Annotated in this window: 22 protein-coding genes; 8 read left to right on the top strand and 14 right to left on the bottom strand. The window is 55.4% G+C overall.

The window, feature by feature from the left end:
- Window positions 1–53 precede the first annotated feature (53 nt).
- Window positions 54–1,043, bottom strand: a complete 990-nt coding sequence (locus DL239_RS12705; RefSeq protein WP_167684466.1) for a histidine kinase dimerization/phospho-acceptor domain-containing protein — start codon at window positions 1,041–1,043, stop codon at window positions 54–56.
- Window positions 1,044–1,368: 325 nt separating this feature from the next.
- On the opposite strand from DL239_RS12705, the gene rimO reads away from it, so the two are divergent.
- Window positions 1,369–2,787 (top strand): 30S ribosomal protein S12 methylthiotransferase RimO, encoded by a 1,419-nt coding sequence (gene rimO, locus DL239_RS12700; protein ID WP_167684465.1) that lies wholly within the window; start codon window positions 1,369–1,371, stop codon window positions 2,785–2,787.
- 160 nt (window positions 2,788–2,947) lie between these two features.
- Window positions 2,948–3,235, top strand: a complete 288-nt coding sequence (locus DL239_RS12695) for a DUF1330 domain-containing protein (protein WP_167684464.1) — start codon at window positions 2,948–2,950, stop codon at window positions 3,233–3,235.
- Between the two features lie 125 nt (window positions 3,236–3,360).
- Here DL239_RS12695 and DL239_RS12690 read toward each other — a convergent pair whose 3' ends face one another.
- Window positions 3,361–3,717: a diacylglycerol kinase gene (locus DL239_RS12690; protein ID WP_167684463.1), complete on the bottom strand. Its 357-nt coding sequence runs from the start codon at window positions 3,715–3,717 to the stop codon at window positions 3,361–3,363.
- Window positions 3,718–3,825: 108 nt separating this feature from the next.
- Between DL239_RS12690 and DL239_RS12685 the strand changes: the two genes are divergently transcribed.
- Window positions 3,826–4,068: a CDGSH iron-sulfur domain-containing protein gene (locus tag DL239_RS12685; protein WP_167684462.1), complete on the top strand. Its 243-nt coding sequence runs from the start codon at window positions 3,826–3,828 to the stop codon at window positions 4,066–4,068.
- A 177-nt stretch (window positions 4,069–4,245) separates the two neighbouring features.
- Here DL239_RS12685 and DL239_RS12680 read toward each other — a convergent pair whose 3' ends face one another.
- The 4 genes from DL239_RS12680 to DL239_RS12665 form a co-directional block, all read right to left on the bottom strand.
- Entirely contained in the window at window positions 4,246–4,536 is a 291-nt protein-coding gene (locus DL239_RS12680; protein ID WP_167684461.1) for a DUF6455 family protein, read from the bottom strand.
- Window positions 4,537–4,618: 82 nt separating this feature from the next.
- A complete protein-coding gene (locus DL239_RS12675; protein ID WP_255456273.1) occupies window positions 4,619–4,882 on the bottom strand; it encodes a DUF6455 family protein in 264 nt (87 codons plus the stop codon).
- Between the two features lie 86 nt (window positions 4,883–4,968).
- Window positions 4,969–5,358 (bottom strand): YigZ family protein, encoded by a 390-nt coding sequence (locus DL239_RS12670; protein ID WP_167684460.1) that lies wholly within the window; start codon window positions 5,356–5,358, stop codon window positions 4,969–4,971.
- A 3-nt stretch (window positions 5,359–5,361) separates the two neighbouring features.
- The gene (locus DL239_RS12665) at window positions 5,362–6,075 is read right to left on the bottom strand and encodes a M48 family metalloprotease (RefSeq protein ID WP_167684459.1); all 714 of its coding nucleotides are present in this window, start codon (window positions 6,073–6,075) and stop codon (window positions 5,362–5,364) included.
- 150 nt (window positions 6,076–6,225) lie between these two features.
- Between DL239_RS12665 and DL239_RS12660 the strand changes: the two genes are divergently transcribed.
- Window positions 6,226–6,465 (top strand): DUF8831 family protein, encoded by a 240-nt coding sequence (locus DL239_RS12660; protein ID WP_167684475.1) that lies wholly within the window; start codon window positions 6,226–6,228, stop codon window positions 6,463–6,465.
- On the opposite strand, the gene DL239_RS12655 is transcribed toward DL239_RS12660, so the two are convergent.
- Complete coding sequence (locus DL239_RS12655; RefSeq protein WP_167684458.1) at window positions 6,441–6,728, bottom strand: DUF167 domain-containing protein; 288 nt, start codon at window positions 6,726–6,728, stop codon at window positions 6,441–6,443. The two genes, DL239_RS12660 and DL239_RS12655, sit on opposite strands and share 25 nt — an antisense overlap.
- Before the next feature lie 177 nt (window positions 6,729–6,905).
- On the opposite strand from DL239_RS12655, the gene DL239_RS12650 reads away from it, so the two are divergent.
- The 3 genes from DL239_RS12650 (at window position 6,906) to DL239_RS12640 (ending at window position 8,813) form a co-directional block, all read left to right on the top strand.
- Window positions 6,906–7,484, top strand: a complete 579-nt coding sequence (locus tag DL239_RS12650; RefSeq protein WP_167684457.1) for a nitroreductase family protein — start codon at window positions 6,906–6,908, stop codon at window positions 7,482–7,484.
- Window positions 7,481–8,173 carry an EI24 domain-containing protein gene (locus tag DL239_RS12645; protein WP_167684456.1) on the top strand — a complete coding sequence of 231 codons (693 nt, stop codon included), beginning with the start codon at window positions 7,481–7,483 and terminating at the stop codon, window positions 8,171–8,173. The genes DL239_RS12650 and DL239_RS12645 overlap by 4 nt, the downstream gene beginning before the upstream one ends.
- A 73-nt stretch (window positions 8,174–8,246) precedes the next feature.
- The gene (locus DL239_RS12640; RefSeq protein ID WP_167684455.1) at window positions 8,247–8,813 is read left to right on the top strand and encodes an MAPEG family protein; all 567 of its coding nucleotides are present in this window, start codon (window positions 8,247–8,249) and stop codon (window positions 8,811–8,813) included.
- A 7-nt stretch (window positions 8,814–8,820) separates the two neighbouring features.
- On the opposite strand, the gene DL239_RS12635 is transcribed toward DL239_RS12640, so the two are convergent.
- Window positions 8,821–9,096: a DUF1467 family protein gene (locus tag DL239_RS12635; RefSeq protein WP_167684454.1), complete on the bottom strand. Its 276-nt coding sequence runs from the start codon at window positions 9,094–9,096 to the stop codon at window positions 8,821–8,823.
- Between the two features lie 57 nt (window positions 9,097–9,153).
- Complete coding sequence (gene mce, locus DL239_RS12630; RefSeq protein ID WP_167684474.1) at window positions 9,154–9,558, bottom strand: methylmalonyl-CoA epimerase; 405 nt, start codon at window positions 9,556–9,558, stop codon at window positions 9,154–9,156.
- A 177-nt stretch (window positions 9,559–9,735) separates the two neighbouring features.
- Here mce and DL239_RS12625 point away from each other — a divergent pair, with 177 nt between their 5' ends.
- Complete coding sequence (locus tag DL239_RS12625; RefSeq protein WP_167684453.1) at window positions 9,736–10,455, top strand: response regulator; 720 nt, start codon at window positions 9,736–9,738, stop codon at window positions 10,453–10,455.
- Window positions 10,456–10,766: 311 nt separating this feature from the next.
- Here the strand turns inward: DL239_RS12625 and DL239_RS12620 are convergent, their stop codons facing one another.
- From DL239_RS12620 to DL239_RS12600, 5 genes are all read right to left on the bottom strand, one after another.
- Entirely contained in the window at window positions 10,767–11,981 is a 1,215-nt protein-coding gene (locus DL239_RS12620) for a DUF1501 domain-containing protein (RefSeq protein WP_167684452.1), read from the bottom strand.
- A gap of 15 nt (window positions 11,982–11,996) precedes the next feature.
- Window positions 11,997–13,379 (bottom strand): DUF1800 domain-containing protein, encoded by a 1,383-nt coding sequence (locus DL239_RS12615; protein WP_167684451.1) that lies wholly within the window; start codon window positions 13,377–13,379, stop codon window positions 11,997–11,999.
- Between the two features lie 183 nt (window positions 13,380–13,562).
- Window positions 13,563–15,416 carry an aspartate--tRNA ligase gene (gene aspS, locus DL239_RS12610; RefSeq protein WP_167684450.1) on the bottom strand — a complete coding sequence of 618 codons (1,854 nt, stop codon included), beginning with the start codon at window positions 15,414–15,416 and terminating at the stop codon, window positions 13,563–13,565.
- A gap of 94 nt (window positions 15,417–15,510) precedes the next feature.
- Window positions 15,511–16,194 (bottom strand): aminotransferase class IV family protein, encoded by a 684-nt coding sequence (locus DL239_RS12605; RefSeq protein WP_167684449.1) that lies wholly within the window; start codon window positions 16,192–16,194, stop codon window positions 15,511–15,513.
- Complete coding sequence (locus DL239_RS12600) at window positions 16,137–17,282, bottom strand: aminodeoxychorismate synthase component I (RefSeq protein WP_167684448.1); 1,146 nt, start codon at window positions 17,280–17,282, stop codon at window positions 16,137–16,139. Before DL239_RS12600 ends, DL239_RS12605 begins: the two co-directional genes overlap by 58 nt.
- Between the last annotated feature and the right edge of the window lie 21 nt (window positions 17,283–17,303).

The raw sequence follows: 17,303 nt of genomic DNA, 5'->3' as shown, positions 1-17,303 counted from the left end.
CTTGTAAGTCGTCGGTGTCCACCTGCTCATGAACCCCAACTATCACGCTGGATTCATACAGTGAATCCCATCAACCGATTTGTGCAACAAAGCCCATCAGAAGGTTCAACATCTACTTTGAGGCAAACGCTCGCTTCAGCAGCAAAACTAAATGCGTTGTTAAGTAGGTTTATAATTATCTGGTGCAACCGATTTGGGTCACCGATTAGTTCATCGGGCAGCGCTGAATCTACCTCTACGATCAATTCAATACCATCAACATCCTCGACATCAAAAAGAGAGACACTATCTTCGATCAACTGCCTTACATTAAACTTGGAATTTTCAAGTGCTAATTCGCCAGCTTCAATTTTGGAGTAATCCAAAATATCATTCATGATCGTCATTAGCGTATTTCCAGAGCGGCGCAGTATTCTAGCGTAATCTTCCTGCTCTTGGCTTAAACTGGTCTGTTGCAATAGTTTCACCGTACCCAGAACGCCTTTCATCGGGGTTCGAACTTCATGAGACATTGTTGACAAAAAATCACCTTTGGCCCGATTGGCATATACAGCCTCATCGCGAGCAACCAGCAGTTGAGCATTTAAATCTTTCGCTACCTTCTCCATTTTAATGCGGAACTTAATTTCCCTTTCCAGCTCCCTATTCTTGGCCTCAAGTACATCGGGGCTGGGAATAGCTAAAAATACAGGCAGTAACCGCCAAATCAGTATCGCCGCTGCGACGGAGCTAACAGCCACCAGTACTTTGACGACTGCCAAATACCCATAAAGCGGGTTCCAAATCACTACAGCACTCAACAGGTGTGACATGCCACAGGCCAGGAAAATGACTGAGCCGGCGAGAACGAAAAACGCAGGGTTATGAAGATCTGCTCGCTTGCGAACAAAAGTGATGACAGCCAATGCAAAGGCTAGATAGGCCATTGCGGTCACCATGTCCGAAATAGCTGTCGGCCAGAGAACATCAGGGCGCCATAAGTAACACATGCCGTGGGGCATATATTGACTGTGGTCAAATGCAGAGGTCGTGAAGGTTTCCATCTCAGTACTCCGATTTAGCGATGCTCTCACCGATGCAATGACCCGCGACCTACAACCTCGCCCAGTTGAGAAGAGACAATGGTATATCTGTCAGGTGACTAATCAACAAAACTCATAGGCCTCTTCTGACCAGTGCAACCTCGACAGTAACGGGTCTTCTCCGTCAGAGTGTCCTTCACGCCCTGCTAGTATTATTTGCTACAAGGAGCAGCGTTACGTCGCTGACACAATACGGCAACCCGGTGCACAGGTGGTGCACGCTTGGTGCACGCATATCACCCCCGTTTTTCTTGCCTCTTGCGGCATTCCTGATATATGCGCGCTCATGACCCAGAACCCATCCAGCAATCCGCCAGAGCTCCGCCCCGATCTTGCCCCGAAACTGCAAATCGGAGAGGCACCACGTGACGGCCAGCCGACGCTTGGCATGGTGTCCTTGGGCTGCCCCAAGGCCCTAGTCGACAGCGAGCGTATCCTGACCCGCCTGCGGGCCGAGGGCTATGGGATTTCACCCGACTACACCGGGGCCGATGCGGTGATCGTCAACACCTGCGGGTTTCTGGACAGTGCCAAGGCCGAAAGCCTGGACGCCATCGGCGAGGCGCTCAAGGAAAACGGCAAGGTGATTGTCACCGGCTGTTTGGGGGCTGAACCGGATTACATCCGCGAACACCACCCGCGTATTCTGGCTGTCACTGGCCCACACCAGTACGAACAGGTTCTGGACGCTGTACACTCTGCCGTGCCGCCTGATCCGCACCCGTTTGTGGACCTGTTGCCTGCCACTGGTGTGCAGCTAACCCCTAGACATTTCAGCTACTTAAAGATTTCCGAGGGCTGCAATCACAAGTGCAAATTCTGCATCATCCCCGACATGCGCGGCAAGCTGGCGTCACGCCCAGCCCATGCGGTGTTGCGCGAGGCGGAAAAGCTGGTGGGCGCGGGCGTCAAAGAACTGCTGGTCATCTCGCAGGATACTTCGGCCTATGGGTTGGATCGTCGCTATGATGTGAATCCGTGGAAAGACGGCGAGGTGCGCAGCCACATCACCGACCTGACTCGCGAGTTGGGCAAACTGGGCGCGGCGCAGGATCTGTGGATCCGCCTGCACTATGTCTACCCCTACCCCTATGTGCGCGACCTGATCCCACTGATGGCCGACCCCGACAACGCGGTGCTGCCCTATCTGGACATCCCATTCCAGCATTCGCACCCCGACGTCCTGAAACGCATGGCCCGCCCGGCGGCTGGTGCCAAAACCCTGACCGAAATCGCCGCCTGGCGCGAAGTCTGCCCCGACATCACCCTGCGTTCGACCTTCATCGTCGGCTATCCCGGTGAAACCGAAGCAGAATTTCAACATCTGCTCGACTGGATGGACGAGGCACAGCTGGATCGCGTTGGCTGCTTCAAATACGAAAACGTCGACGGCGCGCGGTCCAACGCCCTGCCTGATCACGTGCCCGAAGTGGTCAAGCAAGAGCGCTGGGAACGGTTCATGGAGAAAGCGCAGGCGATCTCTGAGGCCAAGCTGGAAGCCAAGGTTGGCCAGACCATGCAGGTGATTGTCGACGACATCGACGAAGACGGCATCGCCACTTGCCGCACCAAGGCCGACGCCCCCGAGATTGACGGCAACCTGTTCATTGATGAAGGCACTGATGGGCTGAACGTCGGTGATCTGGTCACGGTCGAGGTCGATGAGGCCGGGGAATATGATTTATGGGGATGCATTTCAAAATAGAAGCTCTCTGAGCGAGAGTTTCAGAAATGCATGGACAGAGCCCCGGAAACTCGGCCAGTTAGTGGCAGGGCCGCTTTCCGGCGTTGTAGCGCCATAGCCACCCCGGCGACAGCCCCCAAAAACACCTGATAGGCTCCCTCTATTCAACCGGAGGAAGCCCATGCCTGCCTATCTGATCTACGACGTCGAAATCCACGATCCCGCGCCTTATGCTAAATTCATGGAACGGGTGAAACCGCTGGTCGAAGAGATGGGTGGCACCTACCTAGCCCGTGGTGGTGCCCACGAGGTGCTCGAAGGCGACTGGAACCCTACCCGCATCGTGCTGTTTCAATTCCCCGACATGGACAGCGCCCGCGCCCTTTTCAATTCAGATGCCTATGCTCCGTTGAAGGAGTTGAGGCAGAGTTGTTCGACCGGCCATGTAGTGATTGTGGAGGGGGTGTAGACGGGTCTTGTTGAGGTTGCTGCCCCCCAAATTGTCCCATGAAGTCGAAAATTACATTTTGCAAAGCGCCCTCCCGTCGGAAGGGTCGGGCGCTGGCCAAATCGTTGATTTGGCTCAAGTAGATCTCAAACCAACCCCACCAGCACAACAACCCAAGCCAGCCCTACAGCAACCGCCGCCACGGCCACCCCGGCACTCCCCGCATCCTTGGCCTGCCCGGCCAGCGGGTGCTGCTCTTCGGATATATAATCCACCACCCGTTCAATCGCGGTATTGAACAATTCCGCAGCCAGCACCAGCACCCCCAGCGCCAGGATCAGCGCGCGCTCGCCCGTTTCTAGTGGCAGCCACAGAGCAAAACCACCCGAGACCAGATTGGCCCAGACCCAGCTGCGGAAACTGTGTTCGTTGATCCAGGCGTCACGGCAGCCAGACCAGCTCCAGATGATGCGGTATTTCAGTCGGTTCAAAAAGTATTTCATACCGCCAAACTGACGCGCCGCCGCGGTAGTTACAAGTCAATGACTTGACGATTGGCACATGCGGGGCACCTCTTTGAGAAACACAAACAGTCAGGGAGCGCCCCAGCCATGTCATCCCCTCCAACCATCGCCCAAAAGGCGCCCTTTGCTGTCGAAGTGATCAAGGGCAAGAGCTATTTCTGGTGCGCCTGTGGGAAGTCCGGAAAACAGCCCTTTTGCGATGGATCTCACAAGGGTACCGAATTCAACCCGCGGAAATACACGGCCGAGAAAACTGGCAAGCTGTTCTTTTGTGGCTGCAAACACTCGGCCAAGGCTCCGCTCTGCGACGGCAGCCACAGCAAGTTATAAACACTCCCGCCGACTGTGCGGCATCACAGATGCCTTCAGCCGTTGGGCCCTGCGCCGCTACGCGGCGCCATGCCCAACGCTGCAATGGGGTTTGGCGTAGCCAAAACACGGCGCAGGGGCGGGAGAGTTTAGGGAGAAATATGTGTTACTGGGATTGAGGATTTAGGGACGTCTAGCCTACGCGCTGGAATGTGCCTTTGGGTTTGATAGCCGCGCTAACATCTCTTTGTTGACGCAGAACTCTGGCGGCGCACCGGTTTGGTTCTTTTCCTGCCAAAGCACACAAGCGTTATCGCATCCGGCAAAGCGGCATTTGGTTAGCATTTGGCTATAGGCAGCCACATTCAGGCTACCGTCAGCTAAGGCCTGCCCCAGATCCACACCGACACTCGCCAGCATCGTTTTCAACAGCCACATATGCCGGTAGATATCCCCAGCCGGCGCTGGCTCTGTTGCCAAGTCTTTCATAGGCTTCGGTTTGCTTTCTTGGTTTGTGTAGGCGTTATTGATTGGCTGAGGAGAGGCCCCTCCATGGCGCCAATCTTGGATCTCAACCGACTTGTTCTTGCAGGTTGTCCAGCAAGTCGCGGTTGCGGCAATAGTCAGGCGGCGCAGAGGCCTGCAAGTCAGAGACGGCCAAAAGACGGGCGCATTTCTCTGGGTGGGCGCATTTTGTGCAGCGTAGAACGGCCTCGGAAATCTCCTCCAGTGGGAGGTCACCGCCAATAGCCTGCGTTTGCAGATCCAAGCCAAGTGCGGTCCCCATGTCGTCGAAAAGAGCCGCGTGCTTTTTTAATACCACAGTGTCTTGCAAGGTTGCCTCCTGACCCACTTTGATGTTGGTTCAGCTAAACAATTCGTACCCGGCAGACCTTGATTCAGGTCAAGACTTTAACCCGGTTACCCGCCGTCACCCCGGTCGTCCAGATAGGCGCGGACTGCGTCTTGTACGCGCCGAAATCTGTCTCCGCCTAATTTCTTACCGCCATACCATCGGGTCACGATGATCACATGGCTTTGCAGGTCTGCGCGTTCCAGCATCCGGAGGATCACCATGCCGGCACCGCTTTCACCGTCGTCTGCCTTGAGTCCGCCCGTTGGCAGCAGCGCCGCCCAGGTATTGTGGGTGGCCTTGGCGTAGGATCGATCTCGCTTCAATTCGGTCAGGACAGCGTCGATTTCAGCGCGTGTGGTCACGGGTGCACCAGACACAGCGTAACGAGAGCCGCGATCGGTCAGGACAACACCCAGCTGCACGAACTGTAATTCAGAAGGAGTAGGTCGGGGCATAAATCAGTTCAAATTATATTTGTGAATGGTCTGCTGCACGATCTGTACCCGGTCATGGTTGGCAGGGTGAGAGCCTAAGAACATATCCCCGGGATCAGGTAAACGAGCAAAGAAACGGACACCGACACTGGGGCGAAATCCTGCCTGATGGGTGATTATGGTGCCTAGCTGGTCTGCCTCCAGTTCGAAATCCTTGGAATAGCTGCGGGCCCCGACCATGGCCCCCAGATCCTGAGCGTTGACGATGTCACTGGCGCTGGCACCAGCCATACTCGCCAGGCCGGCAAAGATGATCGCACCGGAAAGGGCGTTTTGTTCCTGTCGGGCGAGATGTCCACGAATGTGGTGGGCTGCCTCATGGGACATCACAAAGGCCAGTTCATCTGGGTTAGACAGCTCAGCTAGCATTTTTTGGGTAAAGGTGATCACTGGTCGTCCTGAACGATCCAAGCTTTGATAAGCGTTGGCGGGGGCCTTGGGATCAGGATCAATGCGGATCAGAAAGTTGCAGTTGCGTCCCTGCGTGCGAGACCGGCATTCGCGTTCGGCTACAGGTTCGACGGCGCGGGCTACTGGTGCAAAGGCTGTACGGCCAATGCCATCAGACAGATCCGTTGGTCGGGGTTGTTGCACGCCAAGGCCCGGCCCCTCGATGGGGGGCACATAAACCTCGCAGGCCGCGAGAGATAAAACCACCAACAACAATAGACGATGCATGACACTCCCCTGCACTGCTCTTGCCCATACTAGAGGAATTTTAACTGTGGGATCAATTGAGCAGAGTGCTCTATTCCCTAGTATCCGCCAAAAGATACCGTGATGCTGCAAAGCCTTGCCAGACGGATCGACACAGGGCAAGCTGGTGGTATGTTTACAATCGAACATGAGTTTGACGCCACAGTGATCACTCTTTTGGATGAAGGCGAGGCGCCTTTGCAGGAAGACGTCACAATCAATTCCTTTGCCGAGTGCGTCACCATTGAGCAATATGATCCCCGCACGGACAGGGTTCAGTTGATCACGCTATCACACGAACAAGTCCGTGATCTGTCGGTTGCGCTGGACCTGCCTGAAGGTGTGTATCAGCTCCGCGAGGACCCCAAATAGACAAAAAGTTTCTCTCGGGCGGTTTGTCCGCGTGTTAGACGCAGCTGGGATGCCGCCACTCCCATGGCCGTAGATAAAAGCCGCTGCACAGCATCGTTGGCTTTGCCATTTTCGGGAACCACAGTCACCGAGATCCGCAACTGTCCATCCCGGACCAGAACTGAATTGCGAGCTGCCCGTGGGGTAACATGCACTGCAATTTCTGCTCCGGCTTGAGCCAAATAGGTCAGATCAGGTAGGTTTTTGCTTTTCGGTTTCCCCATAGCCTAAGTGTTGCTCTGCTATGCTAGGGATTGCCAAGGTTTTCTGGCCTCCGGCGGGGATATTTTTGGCCAGATGAAGCGGATCCTTCTTATCGCGCAGGTAATTTTGTGTTTTGCCTTGAAATTCCTGTTAGGTCTGCCGAAATGGAACAGACGAAATGTAAAAGGGCGTTACATATGCCACGACAAAACTCTGCGGCTCTGGAGTTCCTACTCAATCGCCGCTCACGCCCTGCCAAAACGCTTGTTGCACCGGCGCCGACCAGAGCTGAATTGGAACCGTTGCTGACAGCAGCAGCGCGCACTCCGGACCATGGGAAGCTGGAACCCTGGCGGTTTATCGTGGTAGAGCATGGCGCTATGGCACGTTTGGCTGACCTTACATCCAAAGCTGGGGAGCGTCTGGGTAAATCGCCAGAAGACATCGCCAAGGGCCGCAGCCAGTTTGAGCTGGGGCATTTGGCTGTCGTGGTTGTTGAAGTGCAGATCCCGAGTGACAAAGTTCCGCCTATAGAGCAAAGCTATTCTGCTGGGGCAGTTTGCCTGAGCTTACTGAACGCAGCGCTTGCGGCTGGTTGGGGCGCAAATTGGTTGTCCGGTTGGGCGAGCCATGATGCAGAGTTCTGCAGCGAAGCCTTTGGACTAGCTAGCAATGAGCGCATCGCCGGGCTGGTTCATATCGCTACCGAAAAGACCAAACCGCCGGAGCGCCCCCGCCCCAATGTTGAAGCCATCACAACCTGGGTGACAGAATGATATTTGATTCCTTTTTCAAGGCCATTGCGCAGACAGGGGATCCGAGGTTCCGCAAAGTTCTGGCCCTGGGCATCGGGTTGACCTTGGCGCTGTTGATCGCGGCCTATGCCTGTTTTCTGGTGTTGATCCAGTGGTTTGTTGGTCCAGACGCAACAGTGCCTGTGCTGGGTGAAGTGCGTTGGCTGGATGATCTGTTGTCGATTGGGTCGCTGATCTTCATGCTGATCCTGTCGATTTTTCTGATGGTGCCAGTTGCATCTGCCATTACGTCGATGTTTCTGGACGACGTGGCACAGGCAGTAGAGGACAAGCATTTCCCTTATTTGCCTTCGGTGGGCAGAACTCCATTTTGGGAGGCAGTGAAAGATACGGTAAATTTCCTCGGGGTGCTGATTACAGTCAACGTTTTGGCATTGATCCTTTATGTCCTGTTCCCGCCTGCCGCACTGTTCATTTTCTGGGGGCTTAATGGCTTCCTGCTGGGGCGCGAATATTTCACGCTTGCCGCGGCGCGCCGCATTGGTCTGCCTGAGGCCAAGAAAATGCGTAGAAAGCATCTGGGGACGATTTGGATGGCGGGCACATTGATGGCCATGCCATTGTCGATCCCGTTGCTCAACCTGGTGATCCCAATCTTGGGTGCGGCCACCTTCACCCATATTTTCCACGCGCTGCAACGGCGGGGGTAAAGAGCTGCGGATGGACTGTACGGCAATAATTTTGCAAGCTCGTTAGAGAAATCCTTATTTGAGCGAACACATTATGACTGAGTTAAATGACAAGAGACGCCGTGTCTCCTTGATCGTGATCGGCTATCCATTTGTACTTCTCGGTATTGGCCTGGCGATCAATATTTGGGCGTTTGGTATCTCTCCTGCAGTACCTGCCCTGCCATCGCCAGAACATATCTGGGCGCTGGCTGTTGCGGGTTCATTGCTTGTCATCAATCATGCATGGCTGATGACAACAACGGAACTGACCCGTGTCAAATTCCGCATGTATGCCACCCCAGAGGAATGGGGAAACAGCAAAACAACGCCTCAGGACATTTCAAAGCTGGGTTGGCAAGAGCTGGAGCGGCACCACAATGCGCACCGCAACACAACTGAGAACGTGGTCTATTTTGTGTTCCTGGCCGCCGTCCTTGCCGTCACATCACCCCATATCTGGGCTGCAAAGCTTTGGATGATCGGGTTTGCCGTGGCACGGCTGGGTTATACCTACAGCTACATATCTGGCCGCGATAACCTGCGTGGACTATTCATGAGCCTGAGTTTGCTGGCCATGTTTGCGATGGCCAGCTACTTGTTGGTCAGTGTGGTCAGCTAGGCGAACATTAGCCCGGTTCGTTGTAGACACCCATCCAGTCAAAATCGCTGATGGTGATCACACCCGACAGGATAATGCCGACGATCACCGCCCACAGGACAGCCGCTATTAAGGTTGTGATAATCGCCTTTTGCTTCAGATAATGGTTCTCAGGCGCGCTGGCGTGGGTGCCTGGCACCACGCTACCTTTGTCACCCTGAGTTTCCAAACGGATCGGAATGATCACCAAAAAGCTAAGGAACCAGATCACTGCATAAAGCACCAGTGCCGATGTAATTGACATATCGCGTGTCTCCGTTTGACGCCCCGCCAATGACTGTTGGTGCGGGGCGAATTCGCCTTAGACCTGTTCGAGCTCAACCAGGCAACCGTTAAAATCCTTGGGGTGCAAAAACAGTACTGGCTTACCATGCGCACCAATTTTCGGCTCTCCTGAGCCTAGAATACGGGCGCCTTCAGTCAGCAGGTGATCGCGGGCCTTTAGGATATCTTCGACTTCATAGCAGATGTGATGAATGCCGCCAGATGGGTTCTTGTCTAGAAATCCGGTAATGGGCGAGTTGTCGCCAAGCGGATATAGCAGTTCGATCTTGGTGTTTGGCAGCTCAATGAAAACAACTGTAACGCCGTGATCTGGTTCATCCTGGGGGGCGCCAACTGTAGCCCCTAGGGTCCCCCGGTACTGCGCCATCGCTGCGTCAAGATCTGGCACTGCAATTGCCACATGGTTCAACCGACCAATCATCATTGTATCTCCTGTCAAAAAACTTGGTGCGTTTATGCTGGCTGTCGCGCGTTACGGCAAGAGCGCCAAATGCGCCCAGTATTTCTGAACGACACTTCATAAGGGCATTCGCTGCGTTAACCGGGAATTAGCTTTGATTTCCTAGCGTCAGGGCGTCTGTCGAAAGGAGCAAGTGTTATGGACGATTCGGACCTATTTGCCGCTGCACACCGCCAGCCCACGACCCGGCGCCCCCTACTGGGGCTGACCATCCTAGTTATTGAAGACAGCCGCTATGCCTGCGAGGCGATGCGTCTTTTGTGCCTGCGCAGTGGCGCTCGCATTCGAAGAGCTGATTGTCTGAAATCGGCCCGACGACACTTGCAAGTTTATCGCCCGTCAGTTCTGATTGTTGACCTAGGCCTGCCAGACGGATCTGGCGTTGACCTTATCGAAGAAGCCGTTGCCGCCACCCCACGTGTTGGCGTCGTACTGGGGACCTCTGGTGACGATACTGGCTACGACGCTGCCCTAGCCGCTGGTGCTGACGGTTTCCTTGCAAAACCTGTGACCTCACTGGCTGCATTCCAACAGGCTATCCTGTCGAAACTGCCTGAAGATCGCCAACCGGTTGGCGCGACTGATCTTCCGGATGAGGTTATCCACCCAGACCTGCTGGCTTTTCAGGATGACATGGCACATGTCGCAGACGTTTTGAATGTCTCGCAAGAAGACAAAATGCTGAACTATGTCGCACAGTTTTTGGGCGGTGTTGCCCGTAGTGTTGGTGACAATCCACTGGCAGAAGCTGCATCTGGTCTAACGACAGCCCTATCTACTGGCCGTCCTGTTACCACCGAAGCAGCACGGATTGCTGGGTTAGTACAAGACCGCCTAAATCAGAAGCTCGCGATCTGACGTGCTGGAAACCTCTCTGATTATTGCCGTTACTTTGGCCCTCGTTCTTTATGGCAGGGCCAGGTTGGCAGCGGGTAAAATCCGCCGCAACAGGTCTGAGAATGATCCAGATGGGACCGGTTCTTTACTGGTCTTGCCATCTGACACCTGACCGGTTTCTTGGCTGCTGCAATTAGGTGGCAACCAAGCAGTAGGGTCGTTCCCTTGGGGTTAGTCACAGCATCGACGAGCCAGCGAGCCAACTGATTTCTTCTGCCCAAGTTATGGTGCCGTGCCAAAGGCCCCTTGGCCGCACTGCCTATTTTATCTGATCACAATAGCAGCCCCGGATCGTTACCCATATCGAGCCCCGGAAACACCACCTGTTCCAGCTGGGATCGGTCCACGCCAATCAGCCCCCGCATGATCCAAGCCGCCTGCGCGCGCACGTCTGTTGTGGGCATGAGATCGCGCCGGTCAAACAAGTCGACCTCTGCCAAACCTGGCCAACGCCCGTGAACCCGACCACCTCGAATGGCGCCGCCTGACAGCAGCATTGCCCCTCCGGTTCCGTGGTCTGTTCCCTTGGTGCCGTTCTCGCGCGCGGTTCGGCCAAATTCCGTCATCGCCAAAATCGCCGTCTTTCCCCAAATTGCCCCCCCGAGCCCGTCACGCAGGGTCAGAATCGTGTCCGACAACCGGCGAAATGCGGACCCTAGCCCCCGTGTTTGGTTGGAATGTGTATCCCATCCGTTGATCGAGAAAGCAGCAACCCGAGTTTCGTTGCGCAGCTGTTCAGCAGCAAACTCTGCGATCTTCAGATGAGATTTTCCTCGTGAGGGTGAGGGCATGGTCATCTCTTCCATCGCTTCGTCACTCTCTGCCTGCCCCAACATCATCGACCCGTCCTGTGACAGTTCCAGTGCCTCGGCCAGTGCTGCGTGAAACAACGGATCGTTCCGCATCATTTGCTCTGCCAGCAGTTTCGCCTGTGGGCTCAGGCTCAATGCGGCGTCCGGGCTCCAGTCTGAAACCTGCGCAGGCCCTTGCAGCAATTTCATCTCACCCTGTCCGATAGCAAATGCAGTGCGGGTTTCGACGCCACTCATGTGTTGCAACATCCGGTTCAGCCAGCCATCGCCAACCTGTCCCAGTTCGGTTGTTCCCGCTTCTAGCAAGTCCTGGCCATCAAAATGGCTGCGGCGGTCGCGGTAAGGGATCGAAACGGCCTGCACAAACCCCAGTTCCTGTCGTTTCCACAGCGGTAGCAACGGCGCCAGCCCCTGATGCATCGCGTAGAAACCATCCAGATCCAGACCGCCATTTTCTGGCCCTCCGGCCAGTGTTGTCCTTAGTCCTGCATAATTGGGATCGCCATATGGCTGCAACATATCCAGTCCGTCCATACCACCGCGCAGAATGATCACAACCAACCGGGTGTCCCAGGGGGCGGCAGCAAAACTGACAGGGGTCAGCAGCGGGCTGGCAGCGGCAGAACACCCGATAACGGCTGAACGGGTCAGGAAATGGCGGCGGGATAATGTCATGGCTGTGCCCTTCTATTAGCGGCGTTGAAAGGCAGGAGAGGACAGGATCAGCCCTATCGCCTCAGCTTGGGTTTCAGCGGCGCGCGCGGTAAATCGTACCGGCCCATCGGCGTACTCCCCCAGACTGGTTTCGACAAAACTTTCCGGGGGTGGCAAAAGGTTCATCAGTTGACGTGGAGCCAGCATGGCCCAGCGAATTCGGGCAGCTAAACTTGGTGGCGTGATCCATGCCGTATCCTGTTCTGGCCACCCATCGGGGCCATTGGGCCGCTCCCAACGTTGACCCATCAGGATCATCGGCGTGACCAGACGCATGTTGAGGTTCTTGGGCGAAGTCCTTTCCAAATGCGCTGGACGAACTGCAAGGGCCCGGCAGGCGCTTGCGATAAAATCCAATGGTGGCTTTACATTGCGCAATTCTGGGACCCAGGCGGCAGGATGTTCCAACAGCGCAGCATAGACCTGGGCGAGATCACCATTGGTGTCGCGAAATCGCGCTGCTACATGGCGAACCAGTTCGGGATCAGGCGTGTCGGAAACAAAGTGCACCACTAATTTACGCGCGATATGATCGGCCGTCGCTGGGTGTATTGCCAAATCTCTGAGCACGGCATGGATCGACCGCAACTGCGCCGGATTGCCCCCATATTCCTTGCCCAATACCGTTTCAGGGCCCGGCTCGGCAGTGTTTGCCTTGAACTGGAACCCCGTTTTCAACCGAAAGCTAAGCCCTGTGAACAGTTCGGCCAGTTGCCCTACATCCTGTTGAGTATAAGGCCCATCTACACCCAGCGTATGAAGCTCCAGAACCTCGCGCGCCAGATTTTCGTTCAATCCGTTAGGCCGGTCTGATCGCTGCGCAACCCGACTATTGGGGCCGATTGATTGATGCTGATCCAGGTACTGCAACATGAAAGGATGAGTGACAGCCGAGATTAGCAGATCGGCAAAATTGCCTGAGACCAGCGGCCTGATTGCTGTGTCCACATAGGGTGCGCCCAAGGTTCTCACCAAGCCGTTTTTGCCCTGCGCAGTAAAGTGGTCGCCCCAGAACAGAGCCAACCTCTCGCGAAATCCGTCTTTGGTCTGGCAATGTCGCAGTATTATCTGAGCAAACCAACGTGTCCGATTGGCGCGGGCCTTTCTTCGCATGGAATTGTACTGACGATTTAAACCATCATAGGCATCGGTTCCCCTTGCCTTGCGTCGTTTCCGACGGAGTTGACCAAAGGCGGTCATCTGCGGCCAGAAGCTGTCAAAGTCCTGAATTGGGTGGGCTTGGGCCATGCTGTCTTTGCCAGCAAGCTGCCTCAGCATATCCTCTACCGAGTTTTTCGGTTGTAGATCAGGTGATAATCCGCATCCAAACCGGATCTCTGCGAGGGCGGGCGTAAACATCTTGGACTTGCTCCCGGTCAGTCAATTCTTGTGCCATGTACCAGCCTACTAAGCTATCGTACCGGTCATTTTGAATTATACGCACGGGCTAACGTTCTCCGTCGATATTTTTTCACCTGCCGTTTTTCGCAAAAAAGGCCCGGGACATGCCCGAGCCTTTGATCACATAGTAATTTGGTGGGGTTACTGATCCTGAGGTATCACCCGTAGGCCCAGCTCCATCAGCTGATCCGAGGTCGGATTGCTTGGAGCGTTCATCATCTGATCTTCGGCGCGCTGGTTCATTGGGAACATCACCACTTCGCGGATGTTGGCCTCGTCTGCCAGCAGCATCACGATACGGTCGACTCCAGCGGCACAACCACCGTGTGGCGGGGCGCCGTATTGGAAGGCATTGACCATACCGCCAAAGCGTTTTTCGACTTCGTCCTTGCCGTAACCTGCAATTTCGAAGGCCTTGAACATGATTTCCGGGCGGTGGTTCCGGATCGCGCCCGAGACCAGTTCGTAGCCGTTACAAGCCAAATCGTATTGATAACCCAATACCTTGAGCGGGTCGCCCAGCAGCGCGTCCATACCACCCTGCGGCATCGAGAACGGGTTGTGCTCAAAATCGATCTTGCCGGTCTCTTCGTCTGCTTCGTAGATCGGGAAGTCCACGATCCAAGCAAAGGCAAAGCGATCCTTGTCAGACAGACCCAGTTCATCACCGATGACGGTACGGGCACGGCCAGCAACAGCTTCGAACGCCTTGGGCTTACCACCCAGGAAGAAGGCCGCATCGCCCACGTCCAGACCCAGCTGCTGGCGGATCGCCTCGGTGCGCTCGGGGCCGATGTTCTTGGCCAGCGGACCAGCGGCCTCGTTGCCCAAGGTGATCTCGCCCGATTTGACCAGAGCGTTCACTTCTTTGACGGTGATGCCACGTTCCTGCGCAATTGAATCCGGAGATTGCTTGCGCCAGAAGATATAGCCCATGCCCGGCAGACCTTCACCCTGGGCGAATTTGTTCATGCGGTCACAGAATTTACGGCCACCGCCACCGGGGGCTGGAATGGCGCGAACTTCGGTACCTTCGTTTTCCAGCAAGCTGGCAAAAATCGCAAAGCCGGAACCGCGGAAGTGGTCAGACACAACCTGCATTTTGATCGGGTTGCGCAGGTCGGGCTTGTCGGAACCATACCACAGAGCCGCGTCCTTGTAGGAAATCTGCGGCCATTCCTGATCCACCTTGCGGCCACCGCCGAACTCTTCGAACACACCCTGCAGAACCGGCTGGATGGTGTCGAACACATCCTGCTGCTCAACAAAGGACATCTCCAGATCCAGCTGGTAGAAATCGGTAGGCGAACGGTCGGCGCGCGGATCTTCGTCACGGAAACACGGCGCGATCTGGAAATACTTGTCGAAGCCAGCAACCATCATCAGCTGTTTGAACTGCTGTGGGGCCTGCGGAAGGGCGTAGAACTTGCCCGGGTGCAGACGCGATGGCACCAGGAAGTCACGTGCACCTTCGGGCGACGAAGCAGTGATGATCGGCGTCTGGTACTCGCGGAACTCTTTGTCCCACATGCGCTTGCGCATGGACATGACAACATCGCTGCGTAGCTTCATGTTGTTTTGCATCGCCTCGCGGCGCAGGTCCAGATAGCGATACTTCAGGCGGGTTTCTTCAGGGTATTCCTGATCACCGAACACCATCAGTGGCAGTTCTTCGGATTGGCCCAGAACCTCTAGGCCGCGAATGAACACCTCAACCTCGCCAGTTGGGATTGCTTTGTTGATCAGGCTCTCGTCACGCGCCAGCACGTTACCCTCGATCTGGATACACCATTCAGAGCGTACCTTTTCCAGCTCAGCAAAGACCGGGCTATCGGGGTCGGCCATGACCTGAGTGATGCCATAGTGATCGCGCAGATCGATGAACAGCAAGCCGCCGTGGTCACGGATACGATGGACCCAGCCGGACAGGCGAACAGTGTCGCCCACGTTGGATTTGTTCAGTTCGGCGCAGGTATGGCTGCGATAGGCGTGCATGGCGTGACCTTTCGTCAATCGGGTCGTCGTATGGGATAAGCGCGCAGGCGCGCAGAATTCGTCTGGGCCGATACACAGGGTTGCGGCTCAGATGTCAAGCAAAGCGGGCAAATTGAGCGCATTCCGGCGCCCAAAGTGCCTGTGTGGCGCCGCGCAGAGAATTGATCAGATAAATATGCCGTGCGTCACTTAGATCCGTTAGCGTCAAAACCGCCTCGCGTAATCTTCCATGGTCCAACATGCTTTGCCTATAAACTCCCGGCAAGCACCCGGAACTAAGGGCTGGGGTCAGTTGTTCACCATCCGGCGTCGTCAGCATAATGTTGGTGATAGTGCCCTCGCACAGCTCGCCCCGTTCGTTGAGCAAGACGGCTTCATGGGTACCCACAGGCAAAGCCGCGCGAGCCTTGTCATAAAGAGCGCGCCGGGTGGTTTTGTGGCGTAGCATCTGATCATCAGAGTTAAGTCGTACATCGGAAATGACAAAGTTCGGCATATGCCAGCGTTTCGGCATTGGAGCAGTTGTCACCTCCAGATCTCCGTCGATGCCCAACGTCAACCGACAACGCAGCGGTTCATTTCCCGCGACCTCTATCATCGTGGCCTCAATCGCAGGCTTGTTGCAACGAAACCCTAGCTCAGCCGCCGAGGCAACTACCCGCGCGACATGCAATTCAGCTCGAGAGATCCCCTGCCCCGGCACATAGCCAAAGGTTTCGATCAGGCGGAAGCTCGGATCGGGTCGGGCTGCCTCAATTGGGCAAATCGGCTTTTCCATAGGGCTTCCTCATATTCGGCCTCGGCCGTGCTGTCCCAAACCACACCACCGCCAACATTCAACGTGGCTTTGCCATTCTCAACCATCAAGGTGCGGATCGCCACGTTGAATTCAGATCGCCCATCCGGGGCTGCCCAGCCGATTGAGCCACAGTAAATTTCGCGCGGGTGGGGTTCCAAGTCACGTAATATCTCCATCGCGCGGATTTTCGGCGCGCCGGTGATAGAACCGCAGGGATACAGCGCGCGTAAGATGTCACCCAATCCAGTATCCGGGCGCAACTTGGCCCTCACAGTAGACACCATCTGATGCACAGTTGCGTAGGTTTCAATGGCAAACAGATCTGGTACATGAACGCTCCCCAGTTCCGCAACTCTGCTGATATCATTACGCAGCAGATCCACGATCATCAGGTTTTCTGCGCGGTTCTTTTCATCTGACTTTAAGAAGGCACGGCGTCTAGCATCCTCTACCGGGTCCGCACTACGCGGCTGGGTTCCCTTCATAGGCCGCGTTTCGATTGCTCCATCAGCATCAGTGCGAAAGAACAATTCGGGACTGCGTGACAGTACGTCAGGCAATCCAACTTGCTCAACCAATACGCCATGCCCAACAGTCTGCACTTCACTCAAAGCCTTATATAGCTCTTCGGCGTTGCCATAGACCCTCGCATCCATCGGAAAAGTCAGGTTGGCTTGATATATGTCGCCGGCGCCGATGTTGCGCTTCACCACCGAAAACCGATCAAGGTAGTCGTCAAAGCTCCAGCGTGGTTTTAATTGTCCCACCACTACTACGGGGCTTGGCATTGCGACTTCAGGCCCAACCATCGTAGGCGCGTCATAAACCCCGAAGCAGATCAGTGGCAGTCGACGATTGTCTGGCATCAGATGCGCAAGTTTCAGCTCTAACGCATACCCCAATTCATAAGAGGCGTAACCTGCCAGCCAAAACCCCTCTTTGCGAGCTTGATCCATAGCCGCCAACGCAGCGGGGACAGAATCAGGTTCATCCGCCCGAATAATTCTTCGTGACGCCTCGAAACACGTCCCTGCCCCCATGGGACCTTGATCAAAGCGAATTCGCACTTAGTTGCACTCCATCAGTCC

Source organism: Parasedimentitalea denitrificans (genome assembly GCF_011813015.1).
GTDB classification, from domain to species: domain Bacteria; phylum Pseudomonadota; class Alphaproteobacteria; order Rhodobacterales; family Rhodobacteraceae; genus Parasedimentitalea; species Parasedimentitalea denitrificans.
This window is presented reverse-complemented; position numbering and strand designations above follow the sequence as displayed.